Origin of the sequence: Methylobacter luteus IMV-B-3098, from assembly GCF_000427625.1 — a bacterium.
Classification (GTDB): Bacteria; Pseudomonadota; Gammaproteobacteria; order Methylococcales; family Methylomonadaceae; genus Methylobacter; species Methylobacter luteus.
Genome location: NZ_KE386569.1, coordinates 2,812,954 through 2,835,755, shown reverse-complemented (window position 1 = coordinate 2,835,755; position 22,802 = coordinate 2,812,954). Strand labels below are relative to the sequence as shown.

17 protein-coding genes are annotated in these 22,802 nt (G+C 52.9%); 7 read left to right on the top strand and 10 right to left on the bottom strand.

Annotated elements, in window-relative coordinates:
- Positions 1-2: 2 nt before the first annotated feature.
- The 7 genes from METLU_RS0115100 to can form a co-directional block, all read right to left on the bottom strand.
- Positions 3-1,565, bottom strand: coding sequence for an NADH-quinone oxidoreductase subunit 5 family protein (locus METLU_RS0115100; RefSeq protein WP_027158943.1), 1,563 nt, complete (start codon positions 1,563-1,565; stop codon positions 3-5).
- 4 nt (positions 1,566-1,569) lie between these two features.
- Positions 1,570-4,848: a DUF2309 domain-containing protein gene (locus METLU_RS0115095; protein WP_027158942.1), complete on the bottom strand. Its 3,279-nt coding sequence runs from the start codon at positions 4,846-4,848 to the stop codon at positions 1,570-1,572.
- 23 nt (positions 4,849-4,871) lie between these two features.
- Positions 4,872-6,338, bottom strand: a complete 1,467-nt coding sequence (locus METLU_RS0115090; RefSeq protein ID WP_027158941.1) for a complex I subunit 4 family protein — start codon at positions 6,336-6,338, stop codon at positions 4,872-4,874.
- A gap of 245 nt (positions 6,339-6,583) precedes the next feature.
- On the bottom strand, positions 6,584-7,096 hold the full coding sequence (locus METLU_RS26825) for a hypothetical protein (RefSeq protein WP_051299935.1): 513 nt from the start codon (positions 7,094-7,096) through the stop codon (positions 6,584-6,586).
- Between the two features lie 250 nt (positions 7,097-7,346).
- Complete coding sequence (locus METLU_RS0115080) at positions 7,347-9,032, bottom strand: SulP family inorganic anion transporter (protein ID WP_027158940.1); 1,686 nt, start codon at positions 9,030-9,032, stop codon at positions 7,347-7,349.
- 95 nt (positions 9,033-9,127) lie between these two features.
- The gene (locus METLU_RS0115075; protein WP_027158939.1) at positions 9,128-10,006 is read right to left on the bottom strand and encodes a universal stress protein; all 879 of its coding nucleotides are present in this window, start codon (positions 10,004-10,006) and stop codon (positions 9,128-9,130) included.
- A gap of 293 nt (positions 10,007-10,299) precedes the next feature.
- Positions 10,300-10,986, bottom strand: a complete 687-nt coding sequence (can, locus tag METLU_RS0115070; protein ID WP_027158938.1) for a carbonate dehydratase — start codon at positions 10,984-10,986, stop codon at positions 10,300-10,302.
- Between the two features lie 163 nt (positions 10,987-11,149).
- On the opposite strand from can, the gene METLU_RS0115065 reads away from it, so the two are divergent.
- The 3 genes from METLU_RS0115065 to METLU_RS0115050 all read left to right on the top strand — a co-directional run bounded on the left by METLU_RS0115065 (position 11,150) and on the right by METLU_RS0115050 (position 13,725).
- Positions 11,150-11,821, top strand: coding sequence for a response regulator (locus METLU_RS0115065; RefSeq protein ID WP_027158937.1), 672 nt, complete (start codon positions 11,150-11,152; stop codon positions 11,819-11,821).
- Entirely contained in the window at positions 11,814-13,187 is a 1,374-nt protein-coding gene (locus METLU_RS0115060) for a sensor histidine kinase N-terminal domain-containing protein (RefSeq protein ID WP_027158936.1), read from the top strand. The genes METLU_RS0115065 and METLU_RS0115060 overlap by 8 nt, the downstream gene beginning before the upstream one ends.
- Before the next feature lie 133 nt (positions 13,188-13,320).
- A complete protein-coding gene (locus METLU_RS0115050; protein ID WP_027158935.1) occupies positions 13,321-13,725 on the top strand; it encodes a hypothetical protein in 405 nt (134 codons plus the stop codon).
- 24 nt (positions 13,726-13,749) lie between these two features.
- Here METLU_RS0115050 and METLU_RS0115045 read toward each other — a convergent pair whose 3' ends face one another.
- The 3 genes from METLU_RS0115045 to METLU_RS0115035 all read right to left on the bottom strand — a co-directional run bounded on the left by METLU_RS0115045 (position 13,750) and on the right by METLU_RS0115035 (position 18,278).
- A complete protein-coding gene (locus METLU_RS0115045) occupies positions 13,750-15,036 on the bottom strand; it encodes a lipopolysaccharide biosynthesis protein (RefSeq protein WP_027158934.1) in 1,287 nt (428 codons plus the stop codon).
- A gap of 81 nt (positions 15,037-15,117) precedes the next feature.
- Entirely contained in the window at positions 15,118-16,581 is a 1,464-nt protein-coding gene (locus METLU_RS0115040) for a hypothetical protein (RefSeq protein WP_231383622.1), read from the bottom strand.
- Positions 16,582-16,814: 233 nt separating this feature from the next.
- Positions 16,815-18,278 carry an OprO/OprP family phosphate-selective porin gene (locus METLU_RS0115035; protein WP_027158932.1) on the bottom strand — a complete coding sequence of 488 codons (1,464 nt, stop codon included), beginning with the start codon at positions 18,276-18,278 and terminating at the stop codon, positions 16,815-16,817.
- Positions 18,279-18,648: 370 nt separating this feature from the next.
- Here METLU_RS0115035 and METLU_RS0115030 point away from each other — a divergent pair, with 370 nt between their 5' ends.
- The 4 genes from METLU_RS0115030 to gnd all read left to right on the top strand — a co-directional run bounded on the left by METLU_RS0115030 (position 18,649) and on the right by gnd (position 22,784).
- Positions 18,649-20,037 carry a hypothetical protein gene (locus tag METLU_RS0115030; protein ID WP_051299934.1) on the top strand — a complete coding sequence of 463 codons (1,389 nt, stop codon included), beginning with the start codon at positions 18,649-18,651 and terminating at the stop codon, positions 20,035-20,037.
- 118 nt (positions 20,038-20,155) lie between these two features.
- On the top strand, positions 20,156-20,710 hold the full coding sequence (locus METLU_RS0115025; RefSeq protein WP_027158930.1) for an FMN-binding protein: 555 nt from the start codon (positions 20,156-20,158) through the stop codon (positions 20,708-20,710).
- Positions 20,710-21,222 carry a hypothetical protein gene (locus METLU_RS0115020; protein ID WP_027158929.1) on the top strand — a complete coding sequence of 171 codons (513 nt, stop codon included), beginning with the start codon at positions 20,710-20,712 and terminating at the stop codon, positions 21,220-21,222. The genes METLU_RS0115025 and METLU_RS0115020 overlap by 1 nt, the downstream gene beginning before the upstream one ends.
- Positions 21,223-21,338: 116 nt before the next feature.
- Complete coding sequence (gene gnd / locus METLU_RS0115015) at positions 21,339-22,784, top strand: decarboxylating NADP(+)-dependent phosphogluconate dehydrogenase (protein WP_027158928.1); 1,446 nt, start codon at positions 21,339-21,341, stop codon at positions 22,782-22,784.
- Positions 22,785-22,802 lie beyond the last annotated feature (18 nt).

The following is a 22,802-nucleotide window of genomic DNA, read 5'->3' as shown; positions in this document are numbered from 1 at the left end:
CCTCAAAATGCAATCAGCAAAGTTATAAAGATGAACAACACCAGATAGCGCGGGCTGAATAACAGCTGCTCAACCTTATTGGCCGCATAGCCCAACTGGCGACCGTATCTGATGGCATTTTTGCCGATACCGCGCAGTACGAAGCTGTCTTCGAACCAGTGCGTGACGGCGGCGGCCCACTCGGTGATCTTGCCGGCCAGGCCACTGCCTTGCGCGAAACTGTCGACGTCATTATCGAGCCGGGCGCCGATTTTTTGCTCTTCCAGTTGCGCCAGCGTCGATATCGCGCGAATGGCCGGAGCGGATACGCCGAATGTACGGTCAACGATATGATCGTCAAAATAAGTCAGATCGTGAGCCAGACGGCGTATCGGCTTTACCAGGGTCCAGTCGGTAATCTGATCCAGCCAGAAGCGCTGCAACGAGACAACATAGGCCCAGCGCAGCCTGGCAATAGCCGGAGCAACCGGCCTGATCGGGTTGCCCTGTACATTGTGCATGAGCGATGGCGAGGTCAGGAACTGATAGCCGCGAACCACGGCATGGGCGCAAAGATGCCAGCTGGCCAGCTGCCAAAAGCCCAGGCCGCATTCCAGAAACATCAAACCTAATTGACCCGTTGTGGCAAAAATCAGTGAACTCTTGACGTCGGTTTGCGTCAGGCCGACGACAAAACCATAAACCGCCGTCAACAAACCCACGACCGCGACCAACGCCATAGCCAACGGCGCCTGTTCGAAAACCGGCTGCAGCAGAATCATAAGATAGACACCGGCATGCACCATCACTGCCCCATAAAACACGGCGCTGGACGGCGTAGGCCCTTCCATCGCGCGCGCCAGCCAGGGCGCAAACGGCAGCTGTGCCGATTTTGCAAAAGCCGCGATAGCAAAACATAGTGCGATCGAAGTGGCCTGTCCGGAAGATAACTGAGTCGGCAAGGACGTCAATTTGGCCCAGTTAACGCTGTCGGTCCAGGCATAACAAAGGGTGATGCCCAATATAAACGCGGCATCGCCGATACGGTTAGTCACGAAGACCCGCGTCGCATTCTGGGCGGCAACGGGCCGATCATAAAAATAGGCAATCAAAAAATAGGAACAGAGCCCCGCAATTTCCCAACCGATAAACGTGCCGACTGCATTGCCCGATAACACCAGCAACAGCATGCCTGCGGAAAACAGACTCAGGATAAAGAAGAACCGGTGAAAACCCGCCTCCCTGTGCATGTAATTGACCGAAAAGCGCATGATGATGAACAACAGCACAGCAAACAGCGCCGCCACCACGACGCTAAAGCCCGTGGTGATAAAATTCACGCGGATATTCAGCGTGTCACTGCCCAGCCATTGTCCGACACTGAATGAGCCGGTATTTTTGCCCGTCATATCGCCGGTCAGCAGCGCCAAAGCCAGCAGGACCGACAGAATAATGGCCCAATTCGCGATATCGGCCGTCGTGTTTTCACTGGCTTCGCCTTCCAGCCAGCCGAACAGGTGACCGACACCAATCACTGCCGCGGCAATGAACGGCAGTAAAGGAATTAAAATAACGATTAAATCCACGCGCTTAAACTCCCCACAGTTCAGGCTGTTTGATCAAGACGGGCGCTACCGGCTCGGTTTGATCCCGGTAACAATCCGGCGAGCTCGCGCAAACCGGCAGTTCTATGGCTTCGGCCTGCCACGGCACAAACCCGGTCCCGCGCTCGAAGATGAAAATATCGCCGCTATCCGGATCTTTCGCGCTCAGGAGCACCCAACCGCCGCCTATCAATTCGCGCAGGCTCTCCTGACGGGCATAGATTTGCTCCAGAATCGCTGTTTTAGCTTCTACCAGAAGCTGCAGGCGCATCGGCTCGTGAATTTCTATCATCTGCCGAGGCAGTCCTGTGCGCAAGTCACTGGCCGCACCTTCCATGACGCCGAAAAAGCCGGTGACATTATGCGGCACTTTGGAACCGCAGCCAAAACGCTCGTTATTGACGGTGGAAAAATAGTATTCCAGATTAATGCCTGCCCCGACCGGGCCGACGGCCAGCAAGATGCCTTCCAGCACTTTCCCGTCCGGGTCCTGGGTCGGATCGTAGGAAATCAGAAACACCCGCCGGTCGAAGAATGCCCCTTGCGTCAGCGACCTGCGTCCGACCACGGCCGCGGCATTGGTGGCATGTCCCAGCTCTGGCCGGGCCTGAGAAAAATCCGCCGAGCGCCCGACCATATGCGCCAGAGCCTCTTCCGGCGTCGGATTGCGCGGCGCGGAAGCCAATCTCCGACAGCGCTCATGCGCCGACAGCTGCTGTGCATGGCGGAGCTCCCTCTGAAGTTTTTTCAACGCGGGTTGTCGCTCCGCCGGCACGTCTTTGAGGTCATACCAAATGATATCTTCATTGCCGGTGTTGTGTTCTGCCCCGATAAACCAGGTATCGACCGGAATATCGATGCCGCGTTCGGCCAGCAGTTTGCGTATCTCGGGGCGATTGGCCATGGCCGCGAACACGCGCGCGTTAGGTCCGCCGTGACGGCCGCTGCAGGCGCCGCAGTCATAAGCGGCCAGATGCGGGTTGTTCTGGCTGATAGAACCGTGCCCCATCATTACCACCAACTCCGAGAAACCGTAAGTCAAGCCGGTATTGCGCAAAAAAGCCGTGATGCGGTCGGTCTGTTCATTATCGGTAAAACCCAGCTTGGGCTGCTCTGGCGTTGCCGCCGTCGCATTATCCGTTGACGTAAACAACAGCTCGGTTTCGACATCGGACGATAATAGCCGGCCGATTCCGGCAACCAGGTTTTGCTGCTGCTTGGGCAACAGCGATTTAGCGACTAGGCCTGCGAAAGTAACCGGCGCGACTGCATCAATAATCGGCTGCGACACCAGCAGATTGCGGCGCAGCCCCTGATGCAGCAGATTAGTCGCCCGCAGAACCCACCGCCGGCCTTTGTTATATCTCGACAACGCTTTTTCGCTGCCGGCTCTGGGCACTTCCCGAACTTCATGGGCAGGCGTAACCACTACCGGGCATAGCGGCGAGACCTTGATATCATCCAGGCCTTTATAGTTCATCGGCACGCCGAAAAATCCGGCGGCGCCCAGCGTTTCAATGGCGGGGTTAAATTCTTCCAGATGCCTGCGGAAGCCTTCCTCGCGATCATCCATGCAGAAGATCACTTGCGAGTCGGGGCGCTTATTGCGCCAGGCCCAGCGGCCGCGGTTATGGTTCGCATTCAAGGCATGGAAAAAGCTTTCCCGATAGTGACGTTCATAAGCCTGAAGCCAGACTTTACCTCGCTTGGTCACGTTAAACTCATCCAGCACGGACAGCATCAGCCGCAGATCTTTCTTTTTCAACGCTTGTATGTCGGCCGCATTGAGCCCCAGGTGCTGGCATAGGCGGAACAAGCGCCAGCCGCTGCAATAAATGGTATGGTTGCGCTCCGCCTGCTGCATCGCAAGAGGACTGCTGCGCCAGATACCGATCATGTCGGCAAGCTGCTGCCAGTCGCCGCGCGAATAGCGTTCCGAACCGGCAAGAAACATTAATGACTCAGCCTGATCTGTCAGATATTCCGGCAAATCACCCCGGTATACCTGGCTGCGCACGATAAACTCGGACAGGTTTTTACTGAAATAGGATTTGATGCTGCTCAATTTGGCTTCGATCAGCCACGTTTCGCGGCAGATCTGGTTCAGCCAGAGTCTGTCCAGCGTCAGCCGGATCGCCAGATAATCGGCGAGTCTGGGCTTGGCGTCATTCAAGGCATGGTAATGCGGATGGTGCTGGCGCCAGTTGATCAATCCCGACCAGCCGGGGATTTCCAGCGACAGCCGGCGCAGATAGCCGTTCCATTTCGCTTGCGGAATTTCCAGATGCGTCAGCTGCACGATGATCGCATCAACGGCATCCTCCGGCAGCTCGGCCATAATCTGCTGCCAATCGGGCAACTCGTGCAAAAACGGATTGGCGTCATAGGCGGCCGTTGCGCGCCAGGCGCCATACAGACCCAGTTGACTACGTTCTGGAATGGTCCATGGCGCCAGTCCTTCATCCAGACCGGAAGCGCAAATGCGGATCAGTTGCGGGCGCACGGAATCGAGGACGTCTCTGCCGGTCAAGGTCATGATGAAGCCGCGCAGGCTCATGCTATCGCCCAGCTGCGCCAACAGATCATCCAGAGACTGGCGCGCCAGTAGCTGCATTTGTTGATGCAATGAGGCGTGATTATCGCCTTTTCTGCTGTAGCGGACCTGCGCCAGCCAATCCTCGGCCTGTTCCATGGATAATTCGAGCAAGTCCTCGGGATGCAGGCTTGCCTGTTCCATATCGAGCCTGGCCAGAATGCTTTCCCACAATGGCCTGATGCCGCTCGCCGATAACTGGCTGCGCACCGGCTCGGGCACATCGGCCTGCACAGCCTCCAAGGCGGCCATTTCCTCTATCTGCCAGTTCAATTGGCTGACCGTGATGGACGGCAAATCAAACAACAACGCAATGCGATAGATGTCCTTGCGCTTGATGATTTTATCTTCCGTATGACAGATGATCTGCTCGGACTGTAATCCGTAATCGGCATCCAGCGCAGCCGTGATCTCGCTGTCGTCTATACGCCCTGCCCTGTAATAATCCCGGCTGCGCGCTTCGGGCAGGTAACCGCTAGTTCCGGTCAGGGCTTCGAAGGCGGCCAGCGCCTCTTCAAACGGCAGGTGCTGGAAACCGTGCAGCGTATTGTGATGCACGAAATCAAGAATGGGCGCCTGTCCGGGCAGCACATGATCAAAATGATCCAGAGCTGCCGTTATTTGCGCGCGCAACTGGTCTATATCGCGGGACTTTAATGGTGATACTTGCATGCTTAAAAAACTCGCTTTATGCCCTAATGGCTATGACTGATCTGGCTGTTCATTTCAAAGAGGGTTGCCGATGACAGATCGATCAGCGGCTCAGGCAGCAGACCGAACACCACGATACAGGTTACCAGTATGCCGGCAGCAACTAATTCCGAAGGACGCAAGTCTTCGATCTGCTGCATCTGTGGTTTTACCGGTCCGGTGAACAGCATGCCGATGGTGCGCGTCGCGTAAGCGGCGCTGATCAGTATACTCAGACTGAAAAACACCATTAATGCGCCCCATTGCTGAAAGCCGCCGATCAAGGTATGCAATTCGGCCACAAAGCCGACCGAGCCGGGCAGTCCCATCGCCGCCAGCAAGGTAATCGTCGTAAACAACGCGAAACGCGGCATCACCTGAACCAGAGAGCTGTAATCCTGTATGTTGCGGGTATGCGTGCGCTCATATAACAGCCCCACCAGCAGGAACATGGACCCGGCGATCAGGCCATGCGCGGTCATTTGCATGATGGCGCCGAGAAATCCCGCTTCGTTCAGGGTGGCAATGCCCAATAACACAACACCCATATGACTGACCGATGAATAAGCGACCATCGCTTTCAGGTCGCGTTGCCGCCAGGCCAGCAATCCGCCGTACAGCATGCCGAACACCGCCAGGAAAACCAGCAGCGGTTGCAGTGCCTGCGCGGCTGTCGGCAGCATGACAACCGCCCGCAGCAAGCCGTAGGCACCCATTTTCAGCAAAATGCCGGACAACAGGATACTGACCGGGCTGGGCGCCTCGACATGGGCCAGCGGCAGCCAGCCGTGCAGCGGAAAAATAGGCATCTTGACGCCGAAGCCGATCAAAAAGCCGAGCAAAACCCAGACCTGCTGATCTTTCGGCATGTTTTCCGATACATGCACCATCGCACTCATCAAGGACGCGTGTTCCGGCACATACTCATAAACCGCGATCAGGCTGATCAGCATGAAAATTGAACCGCCCATCGTATACAGTACAAAATTCAGGCTGGCTGCGTGGCGCCGTTTGCCGCCCCAGCGATCGATCAGGAAAAACAACGGAATCAAAGTCACTTCCCAGAAGATATAAAAGATCGCCCAGTCCTGAGCCAGAAACACGCCCAGCATGCCGAACTCAAGCAGCAGCATGCAGATATAATAACCTTTGACGCGACTGGTAATATTGAAAGAAGCCAGCAGTGCGATGGACGTCAGCAAGGTCGCCAACACCAGCATCGGCATGGAAAGTCCGTCCAGACCTAACGCATAAGCGCTGCCCAGCTTGGGATTCAGAGGAAAATATTCGTAAAACTGCAAACCGGCATCATGCCCGTCATACTGAACGGCCAGCCAGCAACTCAGCAGCAAAACGAAAGTGGTGAACAAATTACCGAGACCACGGATGATCCGAGTGTTCTGACCCGGCGTCAATGCCAGCAAAAATGCGCCAATGGCCGGTGTCCAGAGCAGTATGCTGAGAATCCCCATGTTTATTACTTATCCTGTGTGGAGTATCGGATACTCTGATGTTATCTCTATTACAAATGAACAATTATATGTTCAAGCCATCTCTATCTAAAAACACTATGCTCTTGCTTTTACTAATAAAAATACATATGCGCTTATAGATCTTGATGTTATGAAACCTTAACTGAAGTTTTATGCCAATTTTATGCCAATATGGTTAATATTGAATCAAAATAATTTCGATAGCATTGTTTTTTCCTTAAGCCTCAAATAAACATCCAGAAGCACAGACCGGCAACACCAGCCGAGCAAGTCGTTATCAATTTTGCTTTCTGAACGGAAGAGCACTCCCGCCAGTAACAGCTCATGTACGTCATGTAATGCGTCCGCGTAGCCTGCAGATAGTTGTAAAACCGAGGCAACACGCGCCACAGACGATAGAGTCCGAACAGAACAACGGACAAGAGCAGATAAAACACGATAATCTGGCTCTGATGGCGCGTCGTATGGAAAACATGCTCAATCAGCTCTTCAAGCCCAAGCTCGATCCATTCGAAAGCGATATGGAGGAACGTAAGCAGTGAGTGCAGCAACACATCATAAGTACTGATCACGATGACGATCAGGACAGCCTGCACGATAATTTTTCGATGAGCTTTTAACGTCATGCGCATCCTCAGGATTTCGTAAACATCGGAATAAATCCGCATTTTGCCGGCTTCGATGTCGCACATGCCGAAACGATGCCCAAAATAGCCTGACAGTCGATTCGCCGCCATCTTTACAGCCTTTCCTGTTTAACCCCTGTTCGAGGACCGCCCTTAATCAGGGGTCTGCATAACACTCTCGATACCGGGTCATTGTATTTTTGCAACCTTTCAGGAACCTTTCAGAGCCTGGGCCGGATTTAATCCTGCTTGAGATCGGGCCAGATCCGGAACGGGCAATGGCCGTGCATTCCTGATCAATACAAGACAGCCTTTTCCATGCTATGCGACAGGCTTATTTTCAAGCCTGTCGCAGTCCCGGTTAACCGGCCGCTTTTGAATCCATCACGGCTCGCAGTTGCCCTTTTTTCAAGGCATCGGGGGCTTTTGAATCAAGCTTGGTTTGATTTTTTTCCTTACTCTTGGCCTTGATCGGAACCGCATTCGAATCGGACGCAGTTTGAATTTTCCCTTTGCCTTCCAGATTCCTGGCTTCTACCGTGATATTGCTGTCCTGGGCGCTCAGCATGAAATCATGAATGGTTTCGAGAATATCATGATCGATAAATTGCGTTTTAGAGCCATCAATCAGAACCGTGCTGTTCTCCTCGATCTGATTGAAATACTGTCTGAGCCGGGCACGATTCAGGAACGTAACGTCCTTGTTCAAGCTCAGGACATAATGATCATCGGTCTGGACCATTGAAATGGCGGCATGGTAATTCGCCCGGATCACATAATACAGGCCGACCGCGATACCGACCCCGATGCCTTTTAACAGATCGGTCAGCAAAATCGCCACGATCGTCACGACGAACGGTATCAACTGACTCCAGCCTTTATGGAAAAACTCGACAAAGATTTTCGGCTTGGCAAGCTTATAACCGGTTTGCAGCAATATCGCCGCCAGGCAGGATAACGGAATATTGTTGAGGAAGCGCGCGAGAAACATCACGCTGAGCAGCAGGAACAAGCCATGCACGAAACTGGCTACCTTGGTGTGGCCGCCGGCATTGATGTTGGCGGCGCTGCGTACGATCACGGCCGTGATGGGGATGCCGCCAATCAATCCGCTGACCATATTGCCGATACCCTGGGCTTTCAATTCACGGTTGGTCGGCGCTACACGCTTGAGCGGGTCCATTTTGTCGGCCGCTTCGAGACTTAGCAGAGTTTCCAGGCTGGCGATGATGGCTATCGTGAGGGCAACCGTATAAACTTCCGGCTTAGCCAGAAAACTGAAATCGGGGAAGGTAAAGAGTTGAAGAAAATCCGCCGGCTTGTCAGTGACCGGCAGCGCGACCAGATGTTGGCTGGAGATCGCCCATTCCGGCGCCATGCGCAAGGTTGCCAGATTGTAGGCAATGCCCCAGGCAACGACAAGCAATGCACCGGGAACCAGCCGGAATAAAGCAATGCGTTTTATAAAGCTGCTTTCCCATATCATCAATATCAGCAACGACACCGTACTGACGATGGCAGCGCCGGGCGAAATCGCCTTTAACGCGCCCCTTAATGCTTCGACAGTAGCCGCGGCGGTTTCCCGCATATAACTTTCGTCGCCTTCAAAATTGAAATCATAGCCGACGGCATGGGGAATTTGCTTCATGATCAGGATCAAGCCGATCGCGGCCAGCATGCCTTCGATCACCGCCGAGGGAAAATAAGCGCCGATCGCTCCGGCCCGGAGGAACCCCAGTACGAGTTGCAGCACGCCCGCCAGCACCACCGCGACCAGGAAGCCCTGAAAACTGCCCAGATGATCAATGGCATTGAGCACGATCACGGTCAAACCGGCGGCCGGCCCGGAAACGCTGAGCTGCGAACCGCTCATCCAGGCAACGATCAGCCCGCCGACCATGCCTGCGATCAACCCGGAGAACAACGGCGCGCCGGAGGCCAGCGCCACACCCAGACACAGCGGCAAGGCAACCAGAAACACGACCAATCCGGACGGAATATCGTGATGCAGATGCCTTATATAGTAACTAAAATGTTTGTGGATCATATGCCCGTCCTATTTTGGATATACAGTAGTTATATTGAATCCTGTCAGCAGTAGCCTGGTTTATCCAAATCAACCCGCCGTTGCGTTCGTGATCCTTATGCATCAGGCCTTATCACCATAAAGGTCGTGTGCACAGCCCTGATCAAGGTTGCCGTCGTACTGCCGATGGGCTGGTGATCGAGTCCGGTCCGCCCTATCGCCGCCATAACGATCAGGTTGTAATGCTGTTCGGTAACATGCTTGCGAATCGCGTTATGAGCCGAATCGGCGCCATGGACGACAAAGTATTTCAGGTTGACGGTCATACCGGGCAGATGTTGTTCGGCGATTTCATGCAGTTTTGCCAACCGTTCCTGCTTCTGTTGCTCGAATTGCTCAGGATTGTTGAAGTCGCCGCACAACGCATGGAACAGATGCACTTCCGCGCCGGTTGCCAGCGCTATATCCTGGGCATAGGGCAATGCCGCCAAGGAGTTCGAAGAGAAATCGGTAGGCACCAGAATTTTACGGAAAGGGGTAAAAGCGGACGCGTCCTCTACGATGACAATGGGACGGTTGCCGAGACGCAGCACTTTTTCGGCGACAGAACCCATTAATATGCGCATGAAACCGGTCCTGCCGTGGCTGCTCATGACGACCATGTCAAACCGGCCGGATGCCTCGACGATAGCCTGGGCCGTATTATTATCCTGCGCCGTGACACTTTCATCCAGGACATCGCTTTCCACCGCACCCGAGGCAAACTGCCGGAGTTTTTTCTTTATGGCCTGATCGATAGCGGCCGGATCGCCATCGGCGTGAAAGCTATCGACATCATAGTGAAAACCCTCCATGTCCGAATACAAATCATAGGCGTGAAACGGTGAGATCCGGCCCTTATAGACACGGGCCAATTCCTGAGCGACCGGCAACGCTTTACGGCTAAAATCGGAAAAATCGACGGGGACAAGAATTTTATTGAGTGCTTTGTTCATGTATGAACTCCAAAGCTATTGTTAAAAAATCGACTTCAGCAGTCCGCGCCTGCCTGCAAAACTGTCTCTCGAACCACATCCGCCACAAGCGAAAAAATACTACCAACGCCATATAATTCATAACATATAGGCCAGACCGATATCTCTGGGCCGCCTGTGCAGAGTAAGCGGCCGTCGGTAGTTTGAGGGGGCAATGACTGAGGATCACGATTTTTCCATAGCGCACATAACGCTACCGCTTAAACAAGTTGCGAGCAGTGTCAAATTAAAGTTTACACAACCCAGACCGTCAATCATCTTCGGCCGAAAGCAAGCTTCTTTTCCGGTAACGCCATTTCCGCCTCGTGATAATCGTATTTGAAGATCGGATCAATTTCGGTATCGGGGTAAAGCGTAACCAGCGGTTTCAGCAAGCCGTCGTCCAGGCCATAGACCCAGCCGTGCAATGTGGGTCGATTATCTTCATGCCATGCTTGCTGAATGATCGAGGTATGAGCCAGCGTCTGCACCTGTTCCAGAATATTCAACTCAACCAGTCGATTGACGCGATCTTCTTCAGTCGGCAGCGCATCGATTTCAGCCTTGTTCATGCGATAAATATCCTTGATATGCATCAGCCATTTATTGGTAATGACCAGCTGTGAGCTTTGCCTGCTTAAAGCTGCCTTGATGCCGCCGCAGCCATAATGCCCGCAAACGATGATATGTTTGACTTCCAGCACGGTAACGGCATACTGCAGTACGCTCAGGCAATTGAAATCGGTCGCAACCATTTGGTTGGCGATATTGCGGTGAATAAACATTTCGCCGGGTTCGGCATTGACGATAATTTCCGCCGGCACCCGGCTGTCCGAACAGCCGATCCAGAGAAACTCCGGTTTTTGCGTTTTCGCCAACTGGGTAAAAAACTCCGGGTTACTGGCTTTCTTCTTTCTAGCCCAGGTTTTATTGTCACTTAGTAATTTTTCAAACGATTTCATAGCATTCCCCATTTTCTTAATAAATTGACCATGAGAACTCGATCAAAAATTAATGTTATGCTTTTCAGATTCATGGCAAAGGCTTTTACGGCCTAAACACTTTCGATTCGAAACAATTGTATGTGCTTAACCTTTCAAGAACCTTTCACATAAATTTGAATGTATGAATATTTTATTGATAGAAGACGATGCGGTATTGGCGGACGGATTGATGCATATGCTGAGCGCCAATGGCTATTCGGTCACCTGTGCCACCACGGGCAGCTACGCCGAGCAGCTGTTATTATCGCAAGGCTTCGATTTGATCGTACTGGACCTGGGCCTGCCGGATGTGGACGGGCTGCAACTGCTGCGTAGATTCAGGCTGCGCAAGGTCCCTTTGCCGATTTTGATCCTGACCGCCCGCGACGGCATCAACGACAGGATCGACGGCATCGAACAAGGCGCCGACGATTACATGACCAAACCGTTTGAACTGCGGGAGTTTGAAGCGCGCGTTCGTGCCCTGATACGGCGCTGCTACGGTGGTTTCCGCAATGATATCGTCATCGGCAGACTGGCGCTGGACACGCAGAACCATCTGGTGCTGGCTGACGGCCAGCAGATACAGCTGTCGGCGCGCGAATACGGCGTCCTGGAAATATTGCTGATCCAGGCCGGCAAGGTCGTCAGCAAGGACCGCATCGCCCAGCGCCTGTCGGCTGACGGCGAGGCGCTCGCCGATAATGCCATCGAAGTCTATATCCATCGCGTCAGGAAGCGCATAGAACCGTACGATGCCGTGATCCGGACGGTGCGCGGTCTGGGCTATTTGCTGGAAACGACCGATGGCTAAAATCAGAAGTCTCAAAACCGAAATCCTGTTCCGCCTGATCATCCCGCTCATTTGTTTTGTCGCGATCGAGAGCGTGCTTTCCTACTTTGTCACCCTGCATTATGTCAATGAAACCTACGACCGCTGGCTGCTGGATTCGGCCCGGTCTTTGACTCAGGATATCAAGGTCAAGGACGGCAAGATAGCGGTGGAACTGCCGCCCGCCGCGCTGGAAATCTTCAAATGGGACGAGTTCGACAAAACCTTCTTCAAAATCATATCCTCCGAGCAAGGCATGATCGTCGGGGACAGTTTCGTGCCGGAATCATTCGACCCGGGCGTGGACTGGTCGCATCCGGTCTTTTTTGAGGACGAGATCCGCGGAGAACCGGTCCGGGTCGTGTCCATGCTGGTCATTCGAGAAGAAACGCCGGAAAGGATTTTTGTCCATGTCGCCGAAACGGTGAACAAGCGGCGGTACATGATGATCGATATTTTACTGGCCGACCTGGTTCCGCAGATTATTTTGACCCTGTTCATCGGCATTTACCTGCTGGGCGCTCTAAAACGGGGCTTGAAGCCTTTGCATGTGCTGGCCGATGAAATTGCCCAGCGCTCGCCGCGTGACTTGAGCCCCATCGCCGAAACGCATATTTTCCTTGAAGTCCGCACGCTGACCGATACCATCAATGACTTGCTGGCGCGATTGGGAGCGGCCATCGCCACCCAGCAGCGGTTTGTCGCCAATGCCGCCCACCAATTGCGCACGCCGTTGGCCGGCCTGAAGCTGCAGGCTGAGCGGGCTCTGCGCGAAAAGGATCTGTCGGCCATGAAGCCGGCGCTGCAGCAAATGCAGAACTCCGCCGACCGCGCCTCCCATACGATTACGCAATTGCTGGTGCTGGCAAAATCGGGCCCCATCGACGGCATGAGTAATTTGAAACCGGTCAATCTGGACGCACTGGTCAAGGAAATCTGTATGGACTGGGCGCCCAAAGCCCTGCAGAAAAAAATAGAGCTCAGTTTCGAAGGCCCTAAACAGGCCGTGTACGTGCGCGGCGATGAGATATTGCTGCGGGAATTGCTGGGCAATCTGCTCGATAATGCCATTGTCTATGGCAAGGAGCAGGGCAATATTATGGTCAAGCTAAAACACACTCCCACGCCCAGCCTGATTGTCGAGGACGACGGACCCGGCATTCCCGACCTTGAGCGGGAGAAAATCTTCGAGCGCTTTTACCGCATACCGGGCAGTTCAGGCAACGGTTGCGGACTGGGGCTCGCGATCGTCAAGGAAATTGCCGACCTGCATAAAGCCCGTCTCGAACTTAGCCGTATCAGCGCTGCCGGGGGGACGCGCGTAACTGTTGCGTTTGGCAATCTTTAACCCGGACAAAAATCGATGAAGTCAGGATAATCGGCTTGACGTATAATATCGAAACCGAAACAGAACAGTTTCATCAGGTCATTTAAACTTAATAAAAACAAAAAACATGAAGTGACTAACGCATGGATTCCAGATGATTTCACCTCATAATCTAAAAATCATCGCCATCTCGGTCGCTATCGGCTTTGTCGTTTTGATCCCTGATACCGTGTTCGGATTACTGTATGAAATATCCCATGGCCTGTTCGAAGTGCTTGAAGAAGGATTCGATCTGCTGGTCGAGCATCTCTTTCATACCGGCACCCATGAAACGCAGATCATTGTCTTTTATTTGCTACTGTCGCTGATCTTATATGGTCTTTACAGGCTGTGGCGCCTTTCGCTGCGTTGGTACAGCGCATTCAAAATCACCTGGGCGCAGCAAAAATCCAATGCCAGGCTTTACTGGCAGGAATCATCTTCACTGAGGAAAATCGAAATAGTGGCAATAAGCCTGGCCGTCGTCAGCTTCCTGATCTTCTGGCACACAATGATGTGAGCCTGTCCGTGCCATGCAGAAAGCTTATCCCTCCATTCGACGGAAATGAAGATTCGCCACGATGCGTAAGCTGACAAATAACAGCATGACCGCAGTCATATAAGCCGCAGCCACGCCGAGAGAGCCAAAGCCGGTGCCAAGCACGAAACTCAATGTCACCATGGTTATCATAGCGACCAGAGTCAGGCTTAATACGATACGGTGCAAGCCCATGAATTGCAGATAATAAGGCACATCGGCAAACAGGGCGCTGAAACAGGCGCCTGAGGCAATAAGCAGCATGGAATGATAGCCGGCGCTGAAATGCTCGCCGAACAGGTCCAGTATGGACTGGCCCGCGAAGATAAGAATGACCAGCAAGGTCAGGATCAGGCCGCCGACCGCCAAAGTTCTCTGCTTCATAAGCGCCTGTATCGCCTGTCTGTCACCCCGTCCTATCATTACGACCATCATGGGCAGATAATAACGGTTGGTCGAAGTCCCTATCAGCGAAATAAAGCCGCCTGTCTGGGCGGCAACGGCATAGATACCCACTTCTACGCCCGAAGGAAACAATATTTCCAGGATGATGACGCCGCCGCTGGTCATGACGGTTAGCATCAGACTGCTCAAAACCAGAGGCAAGGAGCCTTTAAGCCATTTTCTGCCCTGCATGACCGGCGCCGTCTTTTTAATGCCTGACGGCATCAGTAGTTTGGCAATGGTCCACATCATGGACAGTGTAATCGTCCATGCGCCGCCGAAACAGAGCACCGCGGCTAAAGCGGATACGTTGACAGGGCTGGCCGACAAGCCAATCAGCAGCACAAGATAAATCGCCGGCAGAAACAATCTGTAGATCGTGACGCTAAGCAACTGCGCGCCATGCGCGGCAATAACTTCAACCAGGAACAAGGTCACGGCTATGACCGGCAAAAAAGCCGCAAAAACGACGATAGCGGTATGCGCCTCAGCCCGATTCAGCAGCCAAAAGGCTTCAAGGCTACTGCTCAGCATCACTACCAATAGCAGGCTGAAAGCGCCGATACTGCGCAAGGCAAACAGCCAGAAACCCCGGAATCGCTGCCAGTCCTCGCGGTCGCGCAGCAGCGCGACCGCCCGCAATGCATATTTTTCTAAACCTAGTGTCGCCAGCGTTGACAGCATCGTTATCATCGACACGGCCACGTTGTAATCGTCAAACTCTCCGACGCTCAGCCATCGTGCCAGCAAGATATTGGCTGAATACATCAGCCCGTAATTGGCCAGCGCCAGCGCGAACAATCCCAGTGAGCGAAAACTGTTCGAGTGCAGATCCAGGTGATAATCCATTAACGCTAATCTTCAAGTAACGCCACGCTTGGCGGTTTAAGGCGCCGTTCAACCATCAGGCTGAAGGCGCCTGATGGTTGATCAGTGTTGAGCGCCTGACGCTTTCCTGACTATTTTAAAAGCGGCAACCGTGCCGTTCGTTTCATTGGCTGTAAGCAAGTAATGGTCCTCGCCCAGCATGAAATGAGCTATACCTTCAGGCGACTTGACGTCTTCTCCGGGAATCTTGCCTAACGCTTCGACTTTCGGATGTTCGGGATCGGCTAACGAAATCAGCATAACCGCGCCCGCTCTCTCCATGCCGACGGCAACCCAGGGCGTACCCTCCAGATCACAGGAAACCAGCATTTCCGGTTCGGCGCCTTTTTTGCCGCTTCGGCTGTCCAGGTAGAGATTATGCGCAAAAGCCACCTCATCAAGCTGATTGCCTGTATCGCCGACAAACTTGCCTGTCTTCGCATCGAACACGCTGATGGTCCGGCCGCCGCTCAATGTCTGGCCTGCGGCATCGGCTGATGTTTCCGTATCGCCTTCATCAGCTGTCATAAAATAGCGCCCGTCCGCTGTCAAGGCGATGCCGTCGGGCTCCCGCAAGGCGGCAATGGATTGGTCGAAATGCACCCAGCCGTCATCAGTCAAATCAGCCTTGTGCTCCGTGACGCCCATGTTGTAGTACCCCATGACCTTCTCGTTGATTAAATTGACAACGGCGACTTCATTGGTTTCCTGCAACGTTACATAAGCCTTGGTTGCATCGGGTGAAATGGCGATATATTCAGGCTCCAGTAAATTAGGCGAATGGCTACTTATCGGAATCATTATTTTGCGCTCGCCTTTGGTCTCGGAGCCAAAAACCTCGGACTCTTCAAAGTGGCCCAGACTGATTTTTTTATCCTCAATCAGGCCATTGCCGTCAAAATCCATCTGCTTGCTGATTTTTCCATCGCCATTCCAGTCGACTTCCACCTCCAGAAAATGGCCTTTCTCTTCGATGACAAAGCCTTCCCGAGTGGTCACATCGGCCAATTTCAGATTATTATTGGCTTCGACCTGCCCGTTCTGGTCCAGGTGAACGATCGAAATGCTGCCCCTGGCTTTGAAAAATTGTTTCTTTTGCTGATCAAACCAGAAATCCTCGCCTTCATTGGCGACCAGAACCAGACGCCCGTCTGAGGAAATAACCACCGCATCCGATCCAAAGCCGGTTTCAACGTGATCAACCAACTCGCCTGTTGAGGCCGAACGGATTTCCAGCCGGCCGCGCTGGATACCTGCATCAACGACCGCCGCAAACAGATCAAGCGATGGGTGAAAAGCCACGGACGTGAACTCCTCGCCCTGGCCAAGCCCTAATGAAAAACGGGCTATCCGGCGCAACTTCTCGGGCTGGCTGACATCAAGCACATCGGCTTCGCCGGTGCCGAAATTGCTGAGCACTGCACGCAGTGTAGACTGTTGAACACTGATGATTTCCGTGCCTTTTTCGTAGCCGGAATAATAGAGGGAGACGGGTTCCAGATCCCATTTGGCCTGCTCAACTGGCATTGATATACCAACCGACAGTAAAAGAGTCGAAACCAGGATAATAATGCTAAAAATCTTCAACGATAACCTCATGGAAAAAACCGGACTAAAACAGCGGCTATTTTAACCGCTAGCCAAACTTGTTCCTAAACAGATGAATTTTTTGTATAAAAAAAAGCTGCCTCTATAAAGAGGCAGCTTCGTAAGGAGCCTAATTTTACAATAATTTAGAAGGAAACTGACTTTACAAATTTTTAGAATGCCAACTGTCCACGCATCATGAACGTGTCCAAGTTATCAGGCTGTCCGCCGCCGACCTTGGTCAGAGGCGAGTTCTGGATTTCCAGCACTCTGTTGTAGTCCGCCATGAAGCGGATGTTGCTGTTGACATACCAGTTCAGCGCAACAGTAATGTTGGACATCTGTCCACCATTTGTATAATCGGTCAAATCCGCTTCCGCATAACGGGCGGCCAATTCCCATGCGCCCCATCCGCCGTTTGCAAGGCTGAATGGTTTTTTCGGCTCAACTTTATAGAACTTACCGTGCTTGTACTTGCGCGATTCGCCGGTCAGAGTCCATGATGTTTCGCCATACCAGCCTTCAAATTCCAGATCGCCTGAACCATCTTTTCTATCCAGCCACATCTTGGTGTATTCACCGCCGATGGTGAAAGGCCCATACAGAGCGTTCGCTTCCAGTCCCACCATTTTGATGTTGTCAATATCTTCGACAACTTTCGTATCAATCAGATTAAGATTGGACATATGGGAGGTCTCATAAGAAAATCTCAAGTCCTTATCATTGACCTGATCTTTGGCATCCGGCACTCGATAGTTGCCGGCAACCCCCAAGTGAATCACCTTGGTCTTTTCATTAATCGGCGCATAAGTCCAGCGCGAGTTAATCGCCCAGCCTTCATCAGCCAGATTGTGTTCTTTATTAGGTGTGACTGTATCGCCAAAAATACCGAGTTGCCCGGTCCAGTTTTTGTTCATGCTGGCAATGTTAAGGCCGATGGCGCGATCTACGGTCGGCGCATTCAGCACGTCCATTAATGAACGTTCCATGAACATCAGGTCGTTTGAACTTTCCTGCAACTCACGGCTAAAGTTCTGCTTTTGTTGCCCTACAGTGATTGATAAAGGCACATATAAGGACTCTAGCCCGTTATACTGTACAAACATGTCTTTGACTGCGACGCTGTTATCGGCAAAATCAACTTGGCTCTTGAATTCCCAGTCTTTGAAGAAAGTACCCAGGAACTCCATACGGGCACGGCGGATTTCCGTACCGTCATTGGCTTCAACATGATCGCCTTCGCTATCGAGATAATCATCACCGCTGCTGTACGAGGCATCGGCATGGATACGGCCGCCCAGTCTGAATTTGAAGTCTTTATCGGCCGTCTCAAACTGTACGCCTTTTTTATCCAGCTTGACTTTGACCTGCTCGGCTTCCTTCATATGCTCATCCAGAGCCTTGAGCTCGTTGGTCTTTAATGCCAGATCATTACGAATCTCTTCGAGCTCGGCCTTTTGCTTGGAAGCAGTCTCTTCCACTTTTTCGAAAGACCCTAATTTAACCCGGTTAGGACCAGGTTCAGCGAAAATCTGTTGTGTATCGCTATCGACATAAAGATCAATAGCAAAAGCGGCAGATGACAAGCTCGCCCCCAGAACGGCCGTCACTGCCAAGGTAAGTCTAGAGAATTTCATTATTGCTCTCGTTGTTATTAGAAATTAAAGGCGCAAAGAATAAGGCAGCAACGTGACATCTTCGTGACGGTTTTATTACAGTTTTGTTACAACGTGTCTTGTACGGTTTATCTGACAGCCACTCGATAATCAATAGCGCTGATATTCGACAATTAATCAGTGCTTTCCGGATCAACTCCCGCAGCTTCATATCCGTTATCGCTGTCAGCTGATCACTAAAAATCAATCCGATAGGTGTTCAATTAACAGTCATTTAATTCGTACAAAAAAGCAGAGCAGGAAAAACCCCTTTTTCTAAATAAGAATGATTTGCAATAGCATAAATATTTACCCTATACTTTAATCATTAATAAATCAGCGAGGGGATGGTATGACAATTAATAACAAAGCATTTTTAAAAGGCGGCGCCTTAACAACGATGATTGCGTTAAGCACATCGGCCGGCGCGCTGGAAAAACCGCAGACGATGGAAGACATGTGGAAAATCATTCAGGAACAGCAGAAACAGATTGATTCGATGAAGGCGCAGATGACTGCCACGCCGCCGGCCAAAACCGCGAACGCGGACGGCGGCAACGTCAAGAATCTGGAACGCAAAACCGATGTGCTAAGCCAGGAAGTCGAGAAACTGCGCACCGAACTGGTGATTCCGGAGGAGCCGAAATATAAGAGCGCCTATGGCCTGGGCCCTGCGGCATCAAAGGTTTACCAAGTCGGCAAAGGCTTATCGATCGGCGGCTACGGCGAAGCCAATTACCAGGCCATAGTCGGCGATGAAAAAGGCAAAAAAGACAATGCCGATTTCGAACGCCTCGTGTTGTATGCCGGTTACAAGTTTACCGACAGCATTCTGTTCAACAGTGAAATCGAATTTGAGCATGGCTCTACTGACGATGGCGGTTCAGTCTCAGTAGAATTCGCGGCGCTGGATTTCTTCATCGACCCGATGGCCAATATCCGTGCCGGTATGGTGCTCCTGCCGATGGGCTTCATCAACACAATACACGAGCCGCCCTTTTATTTCGGCAACAACCGTCCTGAGGTTGAAAGACAAATCATTCCAAGCACCTGGCGCGAAATCGGTGTCGGCCTGTTCGGCGAAATATTGCCTAACCTGACCTATACGGCTTATGTCGTCAATGGCTTGAATGCGGCCGATTTCAACTCGGACGGCATCCGTTCCGGCCGGCAGAAAGGCAGTCAGGCCAAGGCCGAGGATCTGGCATTTGTCGGACGCGTGGATTATGCGCCCGACGCTTTGCCGGGGCTGTCAGTCGGCGGCTCGGCCTATGCCGGCAATTCCGGCCAGAACCAGGACTTTGGCGGCCAGCAGGTCGATGCCTTCACGCAACTGTATGAAGCGCACGTGCAGTGGAAATACCGCGGCCTCGAATTCCGCACTTTAGGCTCATGGGGTCATATCGATGATGCGAATGTGCTCAGCGCCGCCAAAGGCCAGACGATCGGATCATCGAACTACGGCTGGTATACCGAAGTCGGCTATGACATCTTGCCGCTATTGGTCAAGGATACGGCCCAGTATCTGGCGCCGTTCTTCCGCTATGAGCAATTCGATACGATCGCTGGCACGCCAACTGGATTTGCTGACGATGAAACCAAAGACCGTCAGATCTATCAGTTCGGTCTGAACTACAAGCCGATTCCGAACGTCGTGATCAAGGCCGATTACCGCAATTTCACAGCCAAAAAAGGCAACCTGCCTGATGACTTCAACTTAGGGTTGGGTTTCATTTTCTAAAGCGGAATCAATGGCGGGGCGATCGGATTCGCCTCGCCATGCCGTCCGGCCGGAATTTTGTTAAGATACCCGTCCTTTAACCTATTCAACGACTTTCGGCCCGATACTGGAGAACTCAATGAAAGTAATCAGAAAAGGAATGTGGTGCATGCTCTTGTTAATGCTGGTCGCGGCCACCACTCCTGGTTTCGCCAAAATCTTCTACAGCAAGAACGAAGCCATGGAACTGGCATTCGGCAAGAATGGCCAGGTGGAACAGTTATCGCTGTTCCCCGATGAACAGGAAATGGCCAAAATTGAGCAGCTTTCACGCGTCAAACTGGAATCGGGCTTATTCACTTTTTATGTCGGCAAGGATCAGGGCAAGATACTGGGCTATGCGGCAATTGAGACGGGCACCGTCAGAACCAAGCCTGAAACTTTAATGGTCGTGTTGACGCCCGACGGCGCCGTCAGCAATATCGTTACGCTGGCTTTTCACGAACCACCCGAGTATCAGCCGCCCGAACGCTGGTATGAACAGTTGAAAAATCGCCTGCTGTCCGAAATGGACTTCAACAAAGGTGTGCAGGGTATATCCGGCGCGACACTAAGCACAAGAGCCGGACTTGATAAGGTCCGTAAAGTGCTGGCGGTCTATCAGGTCATGATCAAAGACAAGGGTAAAAACTGATGCGTTATTTCGTGACCGGCGAACAACAGCGCAAAGCCTTATTGAATGCGCTGGTTCTGATGTTTCTGGGCTACATCGCCCTGCTGTGGGTCAGCAACGGCCTGATGTACTTTCACCGCATGAACCTGACGCCCGATTCAGTCATTGCCTATTATCTGGGTTCGGAGGAACAGTTCACGCAGCCGAGAAGCTATGAAGGCATGCTGGAAGTATCACATTTCCATCTGTTTTCGATGGGCATGCTGGTGCTGACTCTGACGCATCTGATGCTGATGACCGATTTTTCGGTACGGCTGAAAATCTGGCTCAGCGGACTGGTCTACGCGTCGGCGCTGGCCGATGAGGCCGGCGGTTGGCTGGTCCGGTTCGGCCACCCTTTGTTCGCCTATTTCAAGATCGGCGCCTTCCTGCTGCTGGAATTTTCCCTGGCGGCGCTGCTGTTTGTCGTCATTACGGCCATGATACGCGCCCGGTCCCGCATAAAACAGAGCAGTTCCGGCCAGCTGGACTAGCGCCCGCCTTCACGATAAAAACCCGTGAACCCTCGCCGCCGTCTCAAGTCACAGAACAAAGCGGAGCGTTAAGCTCGCAGGTTACTCCTCAAGTACTGATATTTAACGGGGGCTATATGAAAGCAGATATCGGTTTAATCGGCCTGGCGGTCATGGGCCAGAATCTGGTCCTCAACATGAACGACCATGGTTTCAGAGTGGCAGTCCATAACCGCACGACCAGTAAAGTGGATGAGTTTCTGGCAGGCCCCGCCAAGGGCACCGCGGTCATCGGCGCGCACTCGCTCGAGGAATTGATCAACAGTCTCGAGACGCCGCGCATCGTCATGCTGATGGTCAAGGCCGGCAGCGTGGTCGACCAGTACATCAACGACCTGCTGCCGTTATTATCACACGACGACATTATCATCGACGGCGGCAACTCGCTGTTCACGGACACGCACCGCCGCACGCAAGCCCTGAAAGAAAAAGGCATCCTTTATATCGGCACGGGCGTGTCCGGCGGCGAGGAAGGCGCCCGGCACGGCCCGTCCATCATGCCCGGCGGCAACAAGGCCGCCTGGCCCAAAGTCAAGCCGATCCTGCAGGCCATCAGCGCTCAGGTGGAAGGACAGCCCTGTTGCGAGTGGGTCGGCGACAACGGCGCCGGCCATTATGTCAAAATGGTGCATAACGGCATCGAATACGGCGACATGCAATTGATCGGCGAAGCCTATCAATTGCTGTCAGAAGGGCTGGGACTGACGGCCGACGAGCTGCACACACTGTTTGCCATATGGAACCAGGGCGAGCTCAGTTCCTATCTGATTGAAATTACAGCTGACATTTTCGCTTTCAAGGATGAAGACGGTCAGCCGCTAGTGAACAATATTCTTGACGCGGCCGGCCAGAAAGGCACCGGCAAATGGACCGGCATCAATGCCCTGGAACTCGGCATTCCGCTGACCCTGATCGTCGAATCGGTGTTCGCGCGCTCACTGTCGGCGCAAAAGGAGGAGCGCGTCAACGCTGCGCGGCGGCTGCCCAAACACGCACACACCTTCAGCGGCGACCGGCATGCCATGATCAACGCCATCCGTCAGGCCCTGTATGCCTCCAAGATCATATCCTACGCGCAGGGCTTTCGCCTGATGCGCGAAGCCTCGAACGAGTACCGGATGGCGCTGAACTATGGCGAGATTGCCCTGATGTGGCGCGGCGGCTGCATTATCCGCAGCCGGTTCCTGAATGACATTAAGCACGCCTTCGATACCGATCCTGACCTGGTAAACCTGCTGCTGGATGATTTCTTTGTCGATGCCATCCAGCAGGCCGATCAGGGCTGGCGCCAGGCCATCATGCTGGGCATAGAACTGGGCATTCCGACTCCGGCGTTTTCGGCCGCGCTGGCCTATTACGACGGTTATCGCACGGAAAGGCTGCCGGCCAATCTGCTACAGGCGCAGCGCGACTATTTCGGCGCGCATACCTATGAGCGCGTGGATCAGCCGCGCGGGCAGTTCTTTCATACCGACTGGACCGGGCGCGGCGGCAAAACCTCGGCGTCAACCTATACAGTTTAATACCGCCTGGACTTCGCC